This window comes from Streptomyces sp. JLSY215 (assembly GCF_059682825.1).
Genome location: NZ_CM185022.1, coordinates 7,513,445 through 7,530,865, shown reverse-complemented (window position 1 = coordinate 7,530,865; position 17,421 = coordinate 7,513,445). Strand labels below are relative to the sequence as shown.

Below are 17,421 nucleotides of genomic sequence, written 5' to 3'. Positions count from 1 at the left end.
CGCGAAAACCGCTCCGGCGCAAGGCCGGCCGGTCTCCTGGCTCACTCCTCCGGGCCGTACCACGTCGTCGTCATATTGCAGAACTCCCGCATGCCGTGCCCGGAGAGCTCCCGGCCGTAGCCGGACCGCTTGGCGCCGCCGAAGGGGAGGCCCGGATGCGAGGCGGTCATGCCGTTGAAGTACACGCAGCCGGACTGCAGGTCCCGTGCCAGGCGGGCCTGTTCGCCCGCGTCCCGGGTCCAGGCATTGGAACTGAGCCCGAACGGTGAGTCGTTGGCGACCGCCACCGCCTCGTCGAGGTCCGCCACGCGGTAGAGCGTGGCGACCGGGCCGAACGCCTCCTCGTGGTGGATGCGCATATCGGGCACGATGCCGGAGAGCACCGTCGGCTCGTAGAACCAGCCGGCCCGGTGGTCGGGCGGGCGGCGGCCGCCGCACAGTGCGGTGGCACCCTGGTGGACCGCGTCGTCGACCAGTTCCTCCAGGTCGGACCGGCCCTGCTCGCTGGCCAGCGGACCGACGTCGGTGTTCTCGTCCATCGGGTCGCCGACGGTCAGCGCGGCCATCCGCTCGGTGAAGCGGGCGGCGAAGGCGTCATAGACATCGGTGTGGACGATGAACCGCTTGGCCGCGATGCACGACTGCCCGTTGTTCTGGACGCGTGCGGTGACGGCGACGGCGGCCGCCTTTTCGAGGTCGGCCGACGGCATCACGACGTAGGGGTCGCTGCCGCCGAGCTCCAGCACGGTCTTCTTGATCTCGTCGCCGGCGATGGCGGCGACCGAACGGCCGGCGGGCTCGCTGCCGGTCAGTGTCGCGGCGGCGACCCGCGGGTCGCGCAGGATGTCCTCGACCGCGCCGGAACCGACCAGCAGGGTCTGGAAACAGCCCTCGGGGAAGCCGGCACGGCGGAAGAGTTCCTCGAGGTACAGGGCGGTCTGCGGGACGTTCGAGGCGTGCTTGAGCAGGCCGGTGTTGCCCGCCATCAGGGCGGGGGCGGCGAACCGTACGACCTGCCAGAGCGGGAAGTTCCAGGGCATCACGGCGAGCACGGTGCCGATCGGGCGGTAGCGCACCACCGCGCGGGCCGCGCCGGAGTCCTTGACGTCGGCGGGGTCGGGGTGCTCGTCGGCGAGGAGGTCCTCGGCGCGGTTCGCGTACCAGCGCATGGTCTTGGCGCATTTCGCGGCCTCGGCGCGCGCCTGGACGAGCGGTTTGCCCATCTCCGTGGTCATGGTGCGGGAGATGGAGTCCAGGTCGGCGTCGAGGAGGTCGGCGGCGGCGAGCATCCGTTCCTTGCGGTACGCGAAGGTCGTGGTCCGGTGGTCCTGATAGGCCCGCTCGGCACGGACCAGGCGGTCTTCGATCTCGCCCGCGTTGAGCGCGTCGAAGGTCTTCAGGGTCTCGCCGGTGGCCGGGTTGACCGTGGCGATGGCCATGATCGGCACCTCCCTTGGGAGCGCGGTGGGGGGACGGGGTGAGCGCCTTGGGTCAAGGGGCTCGGAAGCGTGGGGGAATCGGCTCAGGAGAGCGGTGAGGGAGCCGGGGACGGCTCGGGGACCGGGTCGGGGTCGGGGCCGGGCGGACGCGGTACCGGCGACGGGTCCGGCGGTATGGGATCGGGTGCCGGGGGCGGTGACGGCGGGCCGGGGAGCGGCTCCGGTATGGGCTGGGGAGAAGGTCCACCGGGGTCGGGGGGCGGCACGGGCTGGGGATCGCGGTCGCGCGTGTGGTCGCTGCGCGTGAGCGGTTGCCGCTGCACTGGGGGCCTCCAGAATGAGACGTCTAGTGGCACATTGGCCCCCGTACCCGAGTTTGGCCCGTTCAAGGCACCGGCGCACCATGGATTGCCCCCGGATGGATCACGCAGGCGGCCGGGTGGGTCCCGGCCGGGCCGATGTGACTCGATTGGGCGGCGCCCGCTCCCCGTGCCGCGCTCTACATTGTCGTCATGCCCATGACGATCCGGTCCCGTATGCGGAGCGGCACGGCGCTGTTCTCGGCGGCCTGCGCCACGCTGCTGCTCACCCTCGCCGCCCCCGCCCAGGCCGCTCCCCTCCCGCTCCCGTACCGCATGGCCGACACCGGAGGCGGCACGCAGCTGATCACCGCCCGCGCGCCCACCACGGGCGACACCACCGGGAGCGTGACGTGGTGGCAGCGGCACCACGGCCGATGGCGGGAAGTCGGTTCGGCGCCCGCCCGTTTCGGGTCCGCCGGCCTGACCGAGGGCAGCACCCGCGAGCAGGGCACCTCCACCACCCCGACCGGGCTGTACGACCTGCCGTACGGCTTCGGGAACGACCCGGCCCCGGCCGGCACCGCGGTCCCCTACCGCCGGGTCGGCCCGGACTCCTGGTGGTGCGAGGACAACGCCTCGGCCTCCTACAACCGCTGGGTGGAGCCCCTCCCCCAGGACTGCGCGGCCGGCGAGTCGGAGCGGCTGGCGGACTATCCGACCCAGTACGGCCGGGCGCTGGTCATCGGGTTCAACTACCACCGCCCGGTGCACGGCCGCGGCGCGGGGATCTTCCTGCACATCAACGGGAAGGGCGCGACGGCAGGTTGTGTGTCCGTACCGGCCGACGCGATGGCGCGGATCCTGTCCTGGGTGCGGCCGTCCGAGGAGCCGCATATCGCCATCGGGACGGCGTACGGGCCGACGGCGATCACCCGCTACTGACCCGCGGCGGAGGGAAAGGCGGGCCTGCGGGTGCCGGGAGTGAGCCCCGCCAGGGCTGCGACCTTCAGCGCGGCATCGAGGTCGAAGGGGCGGGTGCGGTCCGGGTCGGCGCGGCGCAGTACGGGCAGGAGGGTTTCGGCGTCCAGCGTGCCGGCGCGCGCCGCGGCGAACAGCGCATCGGCGAAGGCATGGGCCTCCGTCAGGTCGCCGGCCCCGTCGTACCGCTCGAAGAGCCGGTCGCCGTGGGCGTCGTACGGAGCGACGACGAGTCCGCTGCCGTCGTCCTGCGTGTCGTCCGTGGGCACATTGCCCCAGGTACCGTCCGCATCCGTCCAGAAGAAGAAGCCGATGGGTGCCCTGGAACGCACCGTGGCGCGCAGGGGGCCGTCCGCGCGCTCCCATGCGTCCCTGAGCCATCGGTGCCCGTCGGCAAGGGCTCCCGGCAGGTCGTCGTAGAGGTCCCCGGGCAGTTCGTGGTCCTTGCCCAGGACGACCGCCCGGCCGTTGCCGAGCGGCATCAGCTGCCACCAGTTGCTGCTGCCGTCGTCATGCTGCAGCCCGCTGTCCTCGACCCAGTAGCCCTGCTCCGGCCCGGCCGCGTGCAGCACCGCCATGACCGAACCCTCCAGCCACAGCTCGTCCAGGTCCCACATCCGCCCTCCCCCTGTCCGGCCTTCCGGCCGTGCGCCTTGCTGTCCGTGCGGGCCACCGCTTTCGCCCGCGCCATGGAAGCACGTCAGGGCTGAGGGTCGCGCGCGTCGTAGCGGGCGAAGGCGCGGCGCCCGAGGCCGAGTCCGGTGACGACCAGGACGCAGGCGAGACCGCCGCCGATCACCGCGGTGGCGGGTGAGGTCAGATCGGCCGCGGAGCCGGCGAGGAAGTCGCCGAGCCGCGGGCCGCCCGCGACCACCACGATGAAGACGCCCTGGAGACGGCCGCGCATCGCGTCCGGCGTCGCGGCCTGGAGCATGGTGCTGCGGAACACCATGGAGACGGTGTCCGCGCAGCCCGCGACGGCGAGGAAGAACAGTCCGAGCCACAGATGGCGGGAGAGGCCGAAGGCGGCGATGGCGGCGCCCCAGGCGGCCACCGCGATCAGGATGGCCAGGCCGTGGCGCCGGATCCCGCCGAGCCAGCCGGAGAACAGCCCGCCCAGAACGGCGCCCACCGCGGGCGCGGCGACCAGCAGGCCGACGGTCTTGGCGTCGCCGGCGAACCAGAGGACCGCGACCGCGGGGAAGAGGGCGCGCGGCTGGGCGAGCACCATCGCGGCCAGGTCGGAGAAGAACGTCATGCGGAGGTTGGGGCGGGTGGCGAGGAAGCGGAGCCCGTCGAGGACGGAGGCGCGGCGGCGGGGTCCCTCGCCCTGGTCGGGGCGCATGGCGGGCAGTCGCCACATCGCGTAGAGGGAGCCGGTGAAGGCCGCCACGTCGATGAGGTACGCCGCCTGGTAGCCCCACAGGCCGACGATCACGCCGCCGAGCATCGGGCCGCCCATCAGGCCGAGGTTGCTGGTCAGCGAGTTGAGGGCGTTGGCGGCGGGCAGCTGCTCGGTGGGCAGCAGGCGGGGGATCATCGAGGAGCGGGCCGGGGAGTTCATCGCGAAGCAGACGGCCTGGAGGGCGACCACGGTGTAGAGCAGCCAGACCCGGTGGTAGCCGGCCAGTGCGGCGGTCGCCAGCACGATGGACATCACGGTGGCGCCAAAGGCGCTGAACAGCCCCAGTTTGCGGCGGTCGACGGTGTCGGCGATGGCGCCGCCGTAGAGCCCGAAGACGACCAGCGGGATCAGCGAGCACAGGCCCACCAGGCCGACCGAGAAGGTGGACCGGGTGAGGGCGTAGACCTGGAGGGAGACCGCGAGGGCGGTCATCTGCTGGCCCATCCAGGAGACGGTGTTGCCGCACCACAGTCGGCGGTAGTCCGGGGAGGTGCGCAGCGGGGTCAGATCTGCGAATATCCGGGAACGCAGGGGTATTTCGCGCTTCGTCCGGCTCGCGTCGGTCGGTTTGCCGGTCGTCTCGCCGGAGGTCTCTCCCGACGTCTCGCCGGAGGTCGTTGTAGGGGGCACGCGGCGCAGTAAAGCACGCCGCCGGGGCGCGTTCGACGGCAGGGCGGGAAGTGGCGCCGGGCAGGTGCGCCCCTTACGCGGCGTGCGGGCCCGCCGGGAGGCCGTACACCCGTCGCGCGTTGTCCGCCGCGATCATCGCGCCCACCCGGCGCGCATCGTCGGCCGACCAGGCCCCGGAGGCGGTCCAGTCGCCGAGTACGGAGGCGAGCGCGGTGCGGAACAGGGCGCTGCCGACCAGATAGAGCTCCGGGAGGCCGTACGCGTCGGTGGAGAAGAGCAGTTTGCCGAAGGGGACGAGCTCCAGGAATTCGGCGAGGACGGCCGTGGCACGGGGGCCGATATGGGTCAGCGTCAGCCCGACGTCGGCGTAGACGTGCGGGAAGACGGCGGCGAGGTAGGCGGCCTGGCGGTGGTACGGGTAGCAGTGCAGCAGCACCAGATCGGTGCCGGTGCCGGCGGTGGCCCGTACGAGGTCGGTGAGCAGCGCCGGGTCGGCCCGGTCGAGGCGCAGGTCGGGGTCGCCGAAGCCGGTGTGCAGCTGGAGCGGGCGGCCGGTGGCGACGGCCTGCCAGACGAGGTGGCGCAGCAGGACGGGGTCGGTGAGGCGGGGCAGCCCGGCGGCCATCCAGTCGCGGACGGCGGTGTGCACCGCGTGCGGGGTCGGCGGCAGCGGGTCGAGGGCGAGGCCGTGGCGGTAGGCGACGACGGATTTGAAGGCGACGGCGGTGCGTGCCGCGTCCCGGATCGCGGCGTCGAGGGTGCCGGTGAACTCCTCGGCGTCCCGTGCGCCGAGGGCGGCGCGTTCGGCCAGCGCCTCCAGCCGGACGACCTCGTAGCCGGTGCCGCGCCCGGCCCGCGCGGTCTCGGCGGGGTCGGTGAGGTCGCCGGGCAGTCCGGTGTCGACGAGGTAGGCGCCGATGCCGGTGGCGCCCAGCAGCCGGCGGCGGGTCTCCTCCGGGCCGAGGTCGCGGCGGCGGGCCAGATAGCGGTCGGGCGGGCAGTGGGCGGGCAGGTCGAGCAGCGGCGGGCACCAGCGGCGGACCGCGAAGCCGGTCTGGGTGTCGAAGAAGCTGGTGCCCGCGGCGGGCGCGCGGTCGGATTCGGTGAGATAGGCGGCGAACGTCCCGGGGTCCGGTTCGTGCCGGAGCACTCCGTGGCAGTGGTGGTCCACCAGCGGCGGCAGGCCGTCGTCCGGTCCGGGGACGGTCCCCGGGGCGTTCGCCGTCATCACCAGCGCCAGCGGGTGGCGGCGACCAGCTCCTCGGCGTCGGCCTCGGCGAAGCGGGCCTCCTCGGCGCGCCGTACGGCGAGCACCGCGCCGTGCAGCACCTTGCCCATCGCCTCCTGCAGCGGCGCCGACTTCTCGAACCGGTCGGCGGCCTCCGTCAGGGTGCCGGGCAGCCGGACGATGCCGCGCCGGGCCCGCTCGCGGACGCCGAGGACGCCCGGGTCCTCGTCCTCCGGCGCGGGCAGCTGCGCCCCGGTCTCGATGCCGTGCAGTCCGGCGGCGATGACGGCGCCGACGGCGAGGTAGGGGTTGGCGGCGCCGTCGAAGGTCTTGATCTCCGCGCTGCCGCCGTCCGGGTCGTCCGGGGCGCCGGTGATCAGCCGCAGCGCCGCCTCGCGGTTCTCCACGCCCCAGCACTGGTAGACGCCGGCCCAGTGGGAGGGCTGCAGCCGCAGATAGCTGGCGGGCGAGGGGCAGCCGACGGCGAGCAGGGCGGGCAGGGCGCCGAAGACGCCGCCGAGGAAGGCGACCGCGTCGGGCGCCAGGCCCCATGCGGCGTCCGGGGTGCGGTGCAGGCTCTTCCCGTCGCGGTTGAGGCTGAGGTGGAGGTGGCAGCCGTTGCCGACCTCTCCGGCCGTGACGGCCGGGGCGAAGGAGGCGCGCAGTCCGTGCCGGACGGAGACGGCGCGGATCGTCTCGCGCACCAGGACGGCGTCGTCGGCGGCGCGCACCGGGTCGCCGGGGGCGCAGCTCACCTCGAACTGGCCGGGCGCGTACTCGGGGTGGATCTGGTGGACCTCGATGCCCTGGAGGGTCAGCGCTTCGGTGACATCGCGGAGGTAGTCGGAGAGCTCGACGATCCGGGTCATGCCGTACGCGGGTCCCGCGCAGGGGTGGTCGAGGGCCTCGAGCGCGCCGTTCGTGGCCGGATCGTGGCCCTTGGGCGCGCGGGTGACGACCCATTCGGTCTCGAAACCCATCCGCACGTCGATGCCGGCCGCCGCGGCGCGCTCGGCCATCGCGCGGGCGAACTGCCGCTGGCACGCGGGGTGCGGCCGGCCTTCCTGGTCGAACCGGTCCGCCGGGGCCCAGGCCCAGCCGGGCTGCGCGGCGAGTACGGTGAGGCGTTCGAGGTCGGGGAAGAGCCGCAGGTCGCCGGTGGGTCCGCCGAGGTGCTCGGATGCGGTGACGGCGTCCTCGGAGGTGAAGACGTCGAAGACGGGCGACATGCCGACGCCGCGGCGGACGGCGTGTGCCAGGCGCTCGGCCGGAACGGCCTTGGCGCGCACGATACCCGCGTTGTCCACCCAGGTCAGTGCGATGTTACGGACGCCTTCGGCGTCCAGCAGCGCCGCCACCTCGCGGGTGTACCCGTGCCGTTCCGCATCCTGCGGCGCTCCCATAACCGTCCTACCGTCCTCACTTGGCCGTGCCGATGACTCGGCGCCCGATCCCGCCGGTGCCGGTGCGGCTCAGTGCCTTCCCGGTCAGGGGCAGTTGAACTCGCACCATACGCACTTTCCGGTGCCGCGCGGTTCCACACCCCAGACATCTGCCAGCCGGTCCACCAGCAGCAGCCCGCGTCCCGAAACCCCGGCCTCGCCCGGTTCGCGGCGCCGCGGCAGGCTGCTGGAGTGGTCCTCGACCTCCAGGCGCAGCCGCCGCATGGCGCTGTGCGGCATGCGGATGTTGACGATCGCCTCGCCGTCGGTGTGCAGCAGGGCGTTGGTGATCAGCTCGTCGGCGACCAGCTCGATCTCCTCGGAGCGTTCGCGGGCGCCCCAGGCCCGTACGGCGGCGCGGATCATGTGCCGGGCGGCGGACAGCGCTTCGGGGTCGGCGGGCGGGATGTGCTGCCGGAAGCGGCCGACGGTGTCGTGCTCGGGTGCGCCCAGGCGCCGGAGCAGCAGCAGCGCCATATCGTCCTCGCCGGGGGCCTCGTCCAGCGCACAGCACAGCCGGTCGGCCAGTTGCTGGACGTCCTGCGGGCCCTCGCGGATCTCTCGGGCCAGATCGTGCATCCCGTCGTCGAGATCGATGCCGGGCTGCTCGACCAGGCCGTCGGTGCACAGCACGAGGGTGTCGCCGGGGGCGAGATGGACGGTCGTGACGGGGTAGTCGAGCCGCACGAACTCGGAGGCGATGCCGAGCGGCAGCCCGCCGGCCACCGGCAGGCGGCGGCAGATGCCCTCGGCGTGCCGCAGCAGCGGGTCGATGTGTCCGGCCCGGACGAACCGGGCGGCTCCGGTGCTCAGGTCCGCGTCGACGTAGATGCAGGTGGCGAAGCGGTCGGTGTCGAGTTCGTTCAGGAAGGCGGAGGCGCGCGCCATGACGGTCGCGGGCGCATGCCCTTCGGCGGCGTAGGCGCGCAGGACGATCCGCAGCTGGCCCATGAGGGCGGCGGCCTGGGTGTCGTGCCCCTGGACGTCGCCGATGACGGCGGCGACCCGGCCGTCGGGCAGCGGGATCACGTCGTACCAGTCGCCGCCGATGTCCCGGCCCATCCGGGCGGAGCGGTAGCGCACCGCCACCTGGGCGCCGGGGACGCCGGGGATCCGGCGGGGCAGCATGGCCTGCTGGAGGCCCGCGGCGAGATCGTGCTCCTGGTCGTAGAGCATGGCGCGGGCCAGGCTCTGCGCGATGCTGCTGCCGAGCGCGAGCAGGACATTGCGCTCCTGGTCGCGGAATTCGCTCTCCCGCTCGAAGAACAGCCCGATCACGGCGATGAGGCGGCCCTGGGCGATCAGTGGCAGATACGCGGCGGAATTCACGTTCAGCGGTTCGATGGCGTGCCACAGCCGCGGGTAGCCGTACTGGAATTCCTTGCGGCTGCGCACATAACGCGGGGTGAGGGTGCGCACGACCTCGCTCATCGGGAACTCGTCGCCGACCCGCGTGTACTCCAGGTCCGGTACGTAACTGCCCGCCTTGCCCTCCGACACCAGCCGGATGTGCCCCGCCTCGACCAGTCCGAGGATGACGTTCTCCGCGCCCAGCCGGTCCAGTCCCTGTTCATCGGCGAGTACGGCGATGACCTCGCCGACCGTCCGGGCGTGCGACAGGGCGGCGGTGACGCGCTCCACGACGCTGGTGTGCCGCCGCCGCTCCTCGTCGACCGCGAGCCGCTCCGCCGCGTGGGTGTATTCGTCGGTGGCGTCGCGGACCACGCCGATGATCCGGCGGGGTCTGCCGGTGGGGTCGCGGCGGATGCTGCCCTGGGCGTGCGTCCAGCGCAGCTCGCCGTCGCGCAGCCGTACCCGGAAATAGGCGCCGTAGGAGTCGCTGCCGTCCTTGAGGGCGCGGGCCACCAGGGCGTCCAGGCGGGCCGCCTCGTGGGCCGGGACACGGCAGCTGAGGGTGTCCGGGCGGTCGTCGTACTCCGCCGGCAGCATGTCGTAGACCTCAAGGGCGGGCGCGTCCATGTGCATCAGCCCGCTGTCGAGGTCCCAGTCGAAGCCGCCCATGCCGTTGAGAGCCAGGGTCAGGTCCGGGTGGGCGGGCCAGTCGTCCGGCACCGACACGGTGGGGCGCTTCGCTCCCCGATCAGCCATGTCGTCACTTTGCCACATTCCCCCTCCTTTCTGCTGCTCCAGCGGAATTGTCCGCCACATCCGCCCCGCACCTGACTCGTGCATCAGTCACCTCATCACGCACCCGTGCGCACCCCCAAAGAACAGGCCCATCTGCCTTCATCCCGCGCCCTGCTCGTTGCGAAGTTCTCAACACACTGTTACGGTCCCCGACCATGAAGGAAGACGCCTCGGATCCCGGAGCCCGGGTCGCCGATGAGGCCGGAGACATCACGGACCGTGTCCGGCAGGTGATCGACCGGCTCGGCTGCAGCCGTCGCGAGTTCGCCCGCCGGATGGTCATGGACCCCTCGAAGCTGTCCAGGTCGCTCGGCGGCACCCGGCGCTTCACGCTCGCCGAGATCGTGCGCATCGCCGATATCGGCGGCGTGGAGACCGGCTGGCTGCTCGGCGCCCCGGAGCGCCCGGCGCCGCCGCCGGGCCGCGAGCCGGCCGCGGTGCCCGAGGGCGGCCGGCCGCTGCAGATCGTGCGGGAGACCGTACGGCTGATCGCCGAGCACGGCTTCCACGGCGTCCGGGTCGCCGATATCGCGGCCGCCTGCGGTACGAGCACCGCCGCCGTGCACTACCACTTCCCCGGCCGCGACGAACTGCTCGAGGCGGCCGTGCGCTGGTGCATGGACGAGGACACCGAACGCCGCGCCGCGGGCCTGGCCGAGGCCGCCGACGCCCGCGCCGAACTGCTGCATCTGATCGCGCTGCAGACCCCGCGCACCGCTCAGCAGCGCCGGCAGTGGCTGGTCTGGCTCGACCTGTGGGCGCAGGCCGCCCGCTCCACCGCCGTCGGCCGGCTGCACGAGCACTACTACCGGCAGTGGCGCACCACGGTCGCCGACGTCCTGCGGCGGGGTGTCGCCCAAGGCGTCTTCCGCCCGCTGGATCCCGAGTTCACCGCGCTCCGCCTGACCGCGCTGATCGACGGCCTGGCCACCCAGGTGCTGGCCACCGCCCCGGACAGCACCTCCCCCGACACCATGCACGCCGCGCTCCTCGCCTTCGTCGAGAGCGAGCTCACGCCCGGCTGACACCGGGCCCACCACCGGCCGCCGCCGGGCCCGCACCGGCCGGCGCCGAGATCACCCCTGCCCGCCGCCGGTCCCCCACCGGCCCCAGAGAAGGGAACCCCGTGAACAACGAGGTCATCATCACCTGCGCGCTGACCGGCGCCGGTGACACCGTCCGCCGCTCCCCGCACGTCCCCGTGACGCCCCGGCAGATCGCCGAGTCGGCCGTCGAGGCGGCGGACGCCGGCGCCGCGGTGGTGCACATCCACGTACGCGACCCCGAGACCGGCGCCCCCTCGCGCGACCCGCGGCTGTACGCCGAGGTCGTGGACCGCATCAAGCAGACCGGCACCGACGTCGTCATCAACCTCACCGCCGGCATGGGCGGCGACCTGGTGATCGACCCCGACGCCCCGCTGACGCAGCTGCCCGGTACCGACCTGGTCAGCGGCCTGGAGCGGCTCCCGCACGTCGAGGAACTGCTCCCCGACATCTGCACCCTGGACTGCGGCTCGCTCAACTTCGGCGACGGTTCCAACCTCTACGTCTCCACCCCCGACATGCTGCGGACCGGCGCCCGGCGCATCCAGGAGCTGGGCGTACGGCCGGAGTTGGAGATCTTCGACACCGGCCAGCTGTGGTTCGCCAAGCAGCTGCTGGCCGAGGGGCTCCTCGACGACCCGACGATCTTCCAGCTGTGCATGGGCATCCCGTGGGGCGCACCGGCCGACCCGGGCGTGCTCCAGTCGATGGTGAACATGCTGCCCGAGGGCGCCCAGTGGGCCAGCTTCGCGCTCGGCCGGATGCAGATGCCGTGGGTCGCCCAGTCGATCCTGCTCGGCGGCAACGTCCGGGTCGGCCTGGAGGACAACCTGTACCTCAGCCGCGGCGTCAAGGCCACCAACGCCCAGCTGGTCGAACGGGCCGTGCAGATCACGGAGTTGCTCGGCGCATCGGTCGCCACGCCGGACCAGGCGCGGGCCCGGCTCAACCTGAAGCCGCGCGGCTGACCCCGCTCCCTCCCCCACCCCCACTCCCCCGTCTGGAGCCGCTCCCCCATGCCCGAAACCACCCCCGGCATCCCCGGAACCACCCCCGTTTCCCCCGCCGCCCCCTGCGCCCCCGAGGACGTACGCCGCGTGGCCTGCATCGGCGCCGGTGTCATCGGCGGCGGCTGGGTCGCCCACTTCCTGGCCCGTGGCTATGACGTCACCGCCTGGGACCCGGCCGACGACGCCGAGGACCGGCTGCGCCGTCTGGTCGCCGCCGCCTGGCCCGCGCTGGAGCGGATAGGCCTGGCCGAGGGCGCTTCCCCGGACCGTCTGACGGTCGCCGGGACGTTGGCCGAGGCCGTCGCCGACGCCGACTTCGTTCAGGAAAGCGCCCCGGAGAAGCTGGAGTTGAAGCGGTCGCTGCTGGCGGAGCTGGCCGCCGCCACCCGCCCGGGTGTCGCCATCGCCTCGTCCACCTCCGGCTACCCGATGACCGATATGCAGACCGAGGCGGCCGCGACGGCCGGCGCGGGCCGGCTGGTCGTGGGCCACCCGTTCAATCCCCCGTACCTCATCCCGCTGGTCGAGGTCGTCGGCGGCGAGCAGACCGACGCGGACGCCGTGGCGTGGGCCTCCCGCTTCTACGACGTGGCCGGCAAGTCCGTCATCACCATGGACCGCGAACTGCCCGGCTTCATCGCCAACCGCCTCCAGGAGGCGCTGTGGCGCGAGGCGCTGCACATGGTCGCCAACGGCGAGGCCTCCGTCGAGGACATCGACGCCTCGATAACCGAGGGTCCGGGCCTGCGGTGGGCCTTCATGGGCCCCTGCCTGACCTTCGCGCTGGCCGGCGGCGAGGGCGGCATGGCCCATATGCTCGACCACTTCGGCCCGTCGCTGAAGTCCCCCTGGACCCGGCTGGAGGCGCCGGAGCTGGACCGGGCGCTGCGCGATGCGATGGTCGACGGCTGCGCGACGGCCGCGGGCGACCGTACGTACGCGGACCTGGTCGCCGAACGGGACCAGGGCGTGATCGATGTGCTGCGCGCGACCGGCAGGCTGGGGGGCGACACGCGATGAGCGCCGCTCTCCCCCTCTTCCGGCAGACCGTCCGGGACGAGTGGATCGACTACAACGGCCACCTCAGCGAGGCCTACTACGTCCTGGTCTTCGGCTTCGCGACGGACGCGCTGATGGATGCGGTGGGGCTCGACGCCGACTACCGGGCGGGGAGCGGCTGCTCGCTCTACACCGTCGAGGCGCATGTGCGGTACCTCGACGAGGTCGCCCGGGACAGCCAACTCGCCGTCCGCACGACGGTGTTGGGGGTGGACGGGAAGAAGGTCCGCGTCCTGCACGAGATGTATGTCTGCGAGGCGTCGTCCGGCGAGCCGATCGGCGATCCGGTGGCGACGGAGGAGCTGTTCACCCTGCACGTCGACCAGGGGGCGGGGCGGGCGGCGGCGCTGCCCGAGGCTGCCCGCGCCCGCCTCGGCGCGCTCGTCGCCCCCGCGCCGGAGTGGGCGGGCCGCGGAATCCGGGAGGTCTGAGGCGCGCGCCGCCCGCTCCTCGCGGGCACGCCCGGTGCGACCCTGGAGTGACCAGCGCCCGCCCACCACCGACAGGGAGTCACCATGGCCACCACCCGAGGCCACCGCATCGAGGTCACCCAGGGCACCGAGCACATCCGCGTCGTCGTCAACGGCCGCCTCCTGGCCGACACCCACCGCCCCCTCCTCCTCTCCGAGACCGGCTACCCGGTCCGCTACTACCTCCCGCCGGAGGACGTCCGCACCGACGAACTCGTCCCGTCCGACACCCACACCGTCTGCCCCTTCAAGGGCACCGCCTCCTACTGGTCACTTCCCGGTGGCCCGGAGGACATCGCCTGGGCCTACCCTGAGCCGCACCCCGAGGTGGCGGAGATCAAGGACCATCTCTGCTTCTACGAGGTGGAGTTGGGCTGATCCAACGGGAACGCACGCGAGGTCCGGGATCGACGGCGGAGAAGTTGGGAAAGTTTCCTAACAAATACTCCGCAGCTCCTTGACGCGTACATGGCCTCCCGTCAGGATTCCTCGGAACGGCTCCCCCACGCCGACCCAGGAGACGGACATGACGTCGACCCCGCGCGCCGAGAAACACCCGAGGAAGCGCACCGGAAAGCACCCCGGGAAGCGCACCGGTCCCACCTCCCCCCGCTGGGGCCTCCCCGCCGCGGGCGCGGCGCTCGCGCTCGTCGGCGGGGTGGTGCTCTGGTCGCCCACCGGCCGGGCCGACGCCACACCGGACCGGGCGGCGGGCGCACGGGCCGGCGGCTTCACGGCCGTCGCGGCGGGCGATATCGCCGAGCGGTGCACCGCCGAGGACAGCGGCTGCGAGCATCCGAAGACCGCGGCGCTGGTGAAGAAGATCAACCCGGCGTTCGTCATGACCATGGGCGACAACCAGTACGACGACGCCCGGCTGAAGGACTTCAAGCGCTACTACGACACCAGCTGGGGCGCCTTCAAGGACCGGACGCACCCGGTGGCCGGGAACCACGAGACCTACGACCCGGACGGCGAACTGTCCGGCTACAAGGCCTACTTCGGCGATATCGCCTACCCCAAGGGCAAGAGCTACTACAGCTACGACCAGGGCAACTGGCACTTCATCGCGCTGGACTCCAACAACCTGGACTCCGCCCAGACCGACTGGCTCACCTCGGACCTCGCCGCCAACTCCAAGAAGTGCGTGGCCGCTTACTGGCACCATCCGCTCTTCTCCTCCGGCGAGCACGGCAACGACCCGGTCAGCCGCCCGGTCTGGAAGCTGCTCTACGACGCCAAGGCCGAGCTGATCCTCAACGGGCACGACCATCACTACGAGCGCTTCGCGCCGCAGAACCCGGACGGCAAGGCCGACAAGAACGGGATGGTCGAGCTGCTGGGCGGGATGGGCGGCGCGAACCCGTACAAGATCGAGGAGGTGCAGCCGAACAGCGAGAAGCGGCTGACCGACACCTTCGGCGTGGTCAAGCTCAACTTCACCGACGACGGCTTCTCCTGGGACCTGGTGGGCACGGACGGCAGCGTCAAGGACACCAGCCCGAGCTACCGGTGCCACTGAACCCCAGGGCGGACGGGCCACCGCGACCACGGGCGGTCTGAACGATGTATCTCGCGACCACCGACGCGGCCGCGACGGCGGCAAAGGTGACGCGGGGCCGCGTCGGGGGGCCGGTACTGGCCCTCGGCGCGGTCAGCCTCGTCACGGACATCTCCTCCGAGATGGTCACCGCCGTACTGCCGCTCTACTTCGTCCTCCAACTCGGTCTCTCGCCCCTCCAGTTCGGGTTTCTCGACGGCCTCTACAACGGTGTCACGGCGCTGGTACGGCTGCTGGGCGGGCAGGCCGCCGACCGCGGCGGGCGGCACAAACTCGTCGCCGGGGCGGGCTATGCGCTCTCCGCGCTGTCCCGCCTCGGGCTGCTGCTCGCGGGCGGCGGCACGGCCGGCATCGGCGCGTCGCTCGCCGCGGACCGTATCGGCAAGGGCATCCGAACCGCGCCGCGCGATGCGCTGATCTCGCTCAGCGCCCCGCCGGACGCGCTCGGCCGGGCGTTCGGCGTACACCGCGCCATGGACACCACCGGCGCCCTGCTGGGCCCGCTCGCCGCGTTCGCGCTGCTGTGGGCCACGGCGGATGCGTATGACGCGGTGTTCGTCGTCAGCTTCTGTGTGGGGCTGGTGGGGGTGTTGCTGCTGGTCGCCTTCGTACCGGGGCGCACTGCGCAGCCCGCGGCCCCGGCCACCGGGCCCCGCCCCCGCGCCGTCCCGCGCCGGCCCGCCCCGCTCCGCGACCCCGCCTTCCGCCGGATCTTCGCGGCCGCGGCGCTCCTCGGCGCGGCGACCATCGGCGACTCGTTCGTCTATCTGCTGCTCCAGCGCCAACTGGGTTTTGCGGTGAGCTGGTTCCCGCTCCTGCCGCTGGGCGCCGCCGCGGTCTATCTGCTGCTCGCGGTGCCCGCCGGGCGGCTCGGTGACCGCATCGGGCGGCGGGTTCCCTTCCTGTGCGGACATGCGGCGCTCCTCGGCGGCTACGTCCTGCTGCTGGCGACGGACGCGGGACCGGTGCTGCTGGTGGGCGTGCTGCTGTTGCTGGGGGTGTTCTACGCGGCCACGGACGGTGTCCTGATGGCGCTCGCCGGGCCCGTTCTGCCCGCCGCGCGACGGGCGAGCGGAATGGCGCTGCTGCAGACCGGCCAGGCGCTGTGCCGTCTGCTGGCGGCGGCCGGCTTCGGCGCCGCCTGGACGCTGTGGGGCGCCCGGCCCGCGCTGTTCCTCGCCGCCGCCGCGTTGGCCGTGGCGCTCGCGGCGGCCACCGCGCTGCTTCCCGGCCGCGGCCGGCGCGGACAACGCCCGGAGCGGCCGGAAGGGCGCCCGTCCGCGCCCACGCCCCCATGACCGCCCCCCGGTCCGCCCCGCCGAAGGACCCGAAGGAACCGAACGGACCGAAGGAACCGAAGGAACCCACGCCCGTGTCCGAAACGCCGTCCACACCGCCGCCGTCGCAGCAGGCGGACCGGCCCCTCCCGGCGCGCACCGCCGCGCCGCCGGCCGCCCTCTCCCTCCGCGCCCGGATCATCGCCGTGGCGACCGCCACCGCGCTCCTCGCCGCCGTCGCCGTCGTCTACACCGTGGGCGCCGCCCGGCGCGCCCAACCGGCCGACACCGCCTCGGCCTTCGGCCTGGACCGCGGCCGGCTGTACTTCCGCAGTACGGGCGCCGGTTTCGGCCGGGTGGCCCGGCTGCCCGCCCCCACGGGCGCCTCCTCCCGGGCATCGGCCCGCACCGCCCGCACCACCGGCGGTCCCGCCTGCGAGCGCTTCTACGCCGCCGCGGGCACCGGCCTCTGTCTGCAGCGCCGCCCCGGCATCCCGCCCCGGTCCTACGCCGTCGTACTGGACCGGCGGCTGCGCGAGAAGCGGCGGATCGCGCTCACCGGCATCCCCAACCGGGCGCGGATCTCGGCGTCCGGCCGGATGCTGTCGTGGACGATGTTCGCCACCGGGGACTCGTACGCCACCAGCGCGTTCTCCACCCGCACCTCGATCCTGGACACCCGCACCGGCTACCTCATCAAGAACATGGAAGAGATCCCCCTCACCCTCGACGGCCGCCGCTACCACTCCCCCGACGTCAACTACTGGGGCGTCACCTTCGCCCGCGACGACAACCGGTTCTACGCCACCGTCTCGACGAAGGGGAAGACGTACCTGGTCGAGGGCGATATGCGGAAGTGGGCGGCGCGCACCCTCCGCGAGAACGTCGAATGTCCGTCCCTCTCCCCCGACAACACCCGCCTCGCCTTCAAGAAACGGGTCCGCGAGGGTGCCACCCGCCCCTGGCGGCTGTACGTCCTGGACCTGCGCACGATGCGCGAGCACCCACTCGCCGAAACGCACAGCGTGGACGACCAGGCCGCCTGGCTGGACGACCACACCCTCGGCTACGCCCTGCCGGGCCGCGGCGGCCGGCCCTTCGACATCTGGACCGTCCCGGCGGACGGCGGCGGCAGCCCGTCCCTGCGCGTACCGGACGCCTCCTCGCCGGCGCCGGTCCGCTGACCGGGACTCCCGCCCCGACCGGGTCCGTCCGTCGCGGCCCGGACGCCACCCCCGCGACCGCCCTCACCCCCACGTCCCCTCACCCCGCACGCCCCAGGAGACGCAGGCCCCGCGCACCCCGCACAATCGAAGGATGAACGGCGCGGAGGAAACGAACGACAGGTCCGGCGGGTCCGGTACGGGCGGCGATCCGGCCTGCTGGCTGCACATGGTGTGCGACGCCTGCGGGCGGGTCCGCGAGC

Annotated in this window: 15 protein-coding genes; 9 read left to right on the top strand and 6 right to left on the bottom strand. The window is 73.1% G+C overall.

Annotated features, from left to right (window positions below):
• Window positions 1-41: 41 nt before the first annotated feature.
• Window positions 42-1,439: an NADP-dependent succinic semialdehyde dehydrogenase gene (locus AC5677_RS33360; RefSeq protein ID WP_497191603.1), complete on the bottom strand. Its 1,398-nt coding sequence runs from the start codon at window positions 1,437-1,439 to the stop codon at window positions 42-44.
• Between the two features lie 536 nt (window positions 1,440-1,975).
• Between AC5677_RS33360 and AC5677_RS33355 the strand changes: the two genes are divergently transcribed.
• A complete protein-coding gene (locus AC5677_RS33355) occupies window positions 1,976-2,683 on the top strand; it encodes a L,D-transpeptidase family protein (RefSeq protein WP_497196852.1) in 708 nt (235 codons plus the stop codon).
• On the opposite strand, the gene AC5677_RS33350 is transcribed toward AC5677_RS33355, so the two are convergent.
• From AC5677_RS33350 to AC5677_RS33330, 5 genes are all read right to left on the bottom strand, one after another.
• Complete coding sequence (locus tag AC5677_RS33350) at window positions 2,677-3,336, bottom strand: hypothetical protein (RefSeq protein WP_497191602.1); 660 nt, start codon at window positions 3,334-3,336, stop codon at window positions 2,677-2,679. The genes AC5677_RS33355 and AC5677_RS33350 overlap by 7 nt on opposite strands.
• 83 nt (window positions 3,337-3,419) lie before the next feature.
• Window positions 3,420-4,661 carry an MFS transporter gene (locus tag AC5677_RS33345; RefSeq protein ID WP_497196851.1) on the bottom strand — a complete coding sequence of 414 codons (1,242 nt, stop codon included), beginning with the start codon at window positions 4,659-4,661 and terminating at the stop codon, window positions 3,420-3,422.
• Window positions 4,662-4,827: 166 nt separating this feature from the next.
• The gene (locus AC5677_RS33340) at window positions 4,828-5,982 is read right to left on the bottom strand and encodes an amidohydrolase family protein (protein ID WP_497191601.1); all 1,155 of its coding nucleotides are present in this window, start codon (window positions 5,980-5,982) and stop codon (window positions 4,828-4,830) included.
• Window positions 5,982-7,385, bottom strand: a complete 1,404-nt coding sequence (locus tag AC5677_RS33335; protein WP_497191600.1) for a type I glutamate--ammonia ligase — start codon at window positions 7,383-7,385, stop codon at window positions 5,982-5,984. The genes AC5677_RS33340 and AC5677_RS33335 overlap by 1 nt, the downstream gene beginning before the upstream one ends.
• An 84-nt stretch (window positions 7,386-7,469) precedes the next feature.
• Window positions 7,470-9,533, bottom strand: coding sequence for a SpoIIE family protein phosphatase (locus AC5677_RS33330; protein ID WP_497191599.1), 2,064 nt, complete (start codon window positions 9,531-9,533; stop codon window positions 7,470-7,472).
• A 194-nt stretch (window positions 9,534-9,727) separates the two neighbouring features.
• On the opposite strand from AC5677_RS33330, the gene AC5677_RS33325 reads away from it, so the two are divergent.
• From AC5677_RS33325 to AC5677_RS33290, 8 genes are all read left to right on the top strand, one after another.
• A complete protein-coding gene (locus tag AC5677_RS33325) occupies window positions 9,728-10,597 on the top strand; it encodes a TetR/AcrR family transcriptional regulator (protein WP_497191598.1) in 870 nt (289 codons plus the stop codon).
• Between the two features lie 101 nt (window positions 10,598-10,698).
• Window positions 10,699-11,586, top strand: a complete 888-nt coding sequence (locus AC5677_RS33320; RefSeq protein WP_497191597.1) for a beta-keto acid cleavage family enzyme — start codon at window positions 10,699-10,701, stop codon at window positions 11,584-11,586.
• A 48-nt stretch (window positions 11,587-11,634) separates the two neighbouring features.
• Window positions 11,635-12,648, top strand: coding sequence for a 3-hydroxyacyl-CoA dehydrogenase NAD-binding domain-containing protein (locus AC5677_RS33315; protein ID WP_497191596.1), 1,014 nt, complete (start codon window positions 11,635-11,637; stop codon window positions 12,646-12,648).
• Window positions 12,645-13,118, top strand: coding sequence for a thioesterase family protein (locus AC5677_RS33310; RefSeq protein WP_497191595.1), 474 nt, complete (start codon window positions 12,645-12,647; stop codon window positions 13,116-13,118). Before AC5677_RS33315 ends, AC5677_RS33310 begins: the two co-directional genes overlap by 4 nt.
• Window positions 13,119-13,202: 84 nt before the next feature.
• Complete coding sequence (locus tag AC5677_RS33305) at window positions 13,203-13,535, top strand: DUF427 domain-containing protein (protein ID WP_497191594.1); 333 nt, start codon at window positions 13,203-13,205, stop codon at window positions 13,533-13,535.
• Window positions 13,536-13,683: 148 nt separating this feature from the next.
• Window positions 13,684-14,679: a metallophosphoesterase family protein gene (locus AC5677_RS33300; protein ID WP_497191593.1), complete on the top strand. Its 996-nt coding sequence runs from the start codon at window positions 13,684-13,686 to the stop codon at window positions 14,677-14,679.
• Between the two features lie 44 nt (window positions 14,680-14,723).
• Complete coding sequence (locus tag AC5677_RS33295; RefSeq protein WP_497191592.1) at window positions 14,724-16,016, top strand: MFS transporter; 1,293 nt, start codon at window positions 14,724-14,726, stop codon at window positions 16,014-16,016.
• A gap of 179 nt (window positions 16,017-16,195) precedes the next feature.
• Window positions 16,196-17,179 carry a TolB-like translocation protein gene (locus tag AC5677_RS33290; protein WP_497196850.1) on the top strand — a complete coding sequence of 328 codons (984 nt, stop codon included), beginning with the start codon at window positions 16,196-16,198 and terminating at the stop codon, window positions 17,177-17,179.
• Window positions 17,180-17,421 lie beyond the last annotated feature (242 nt).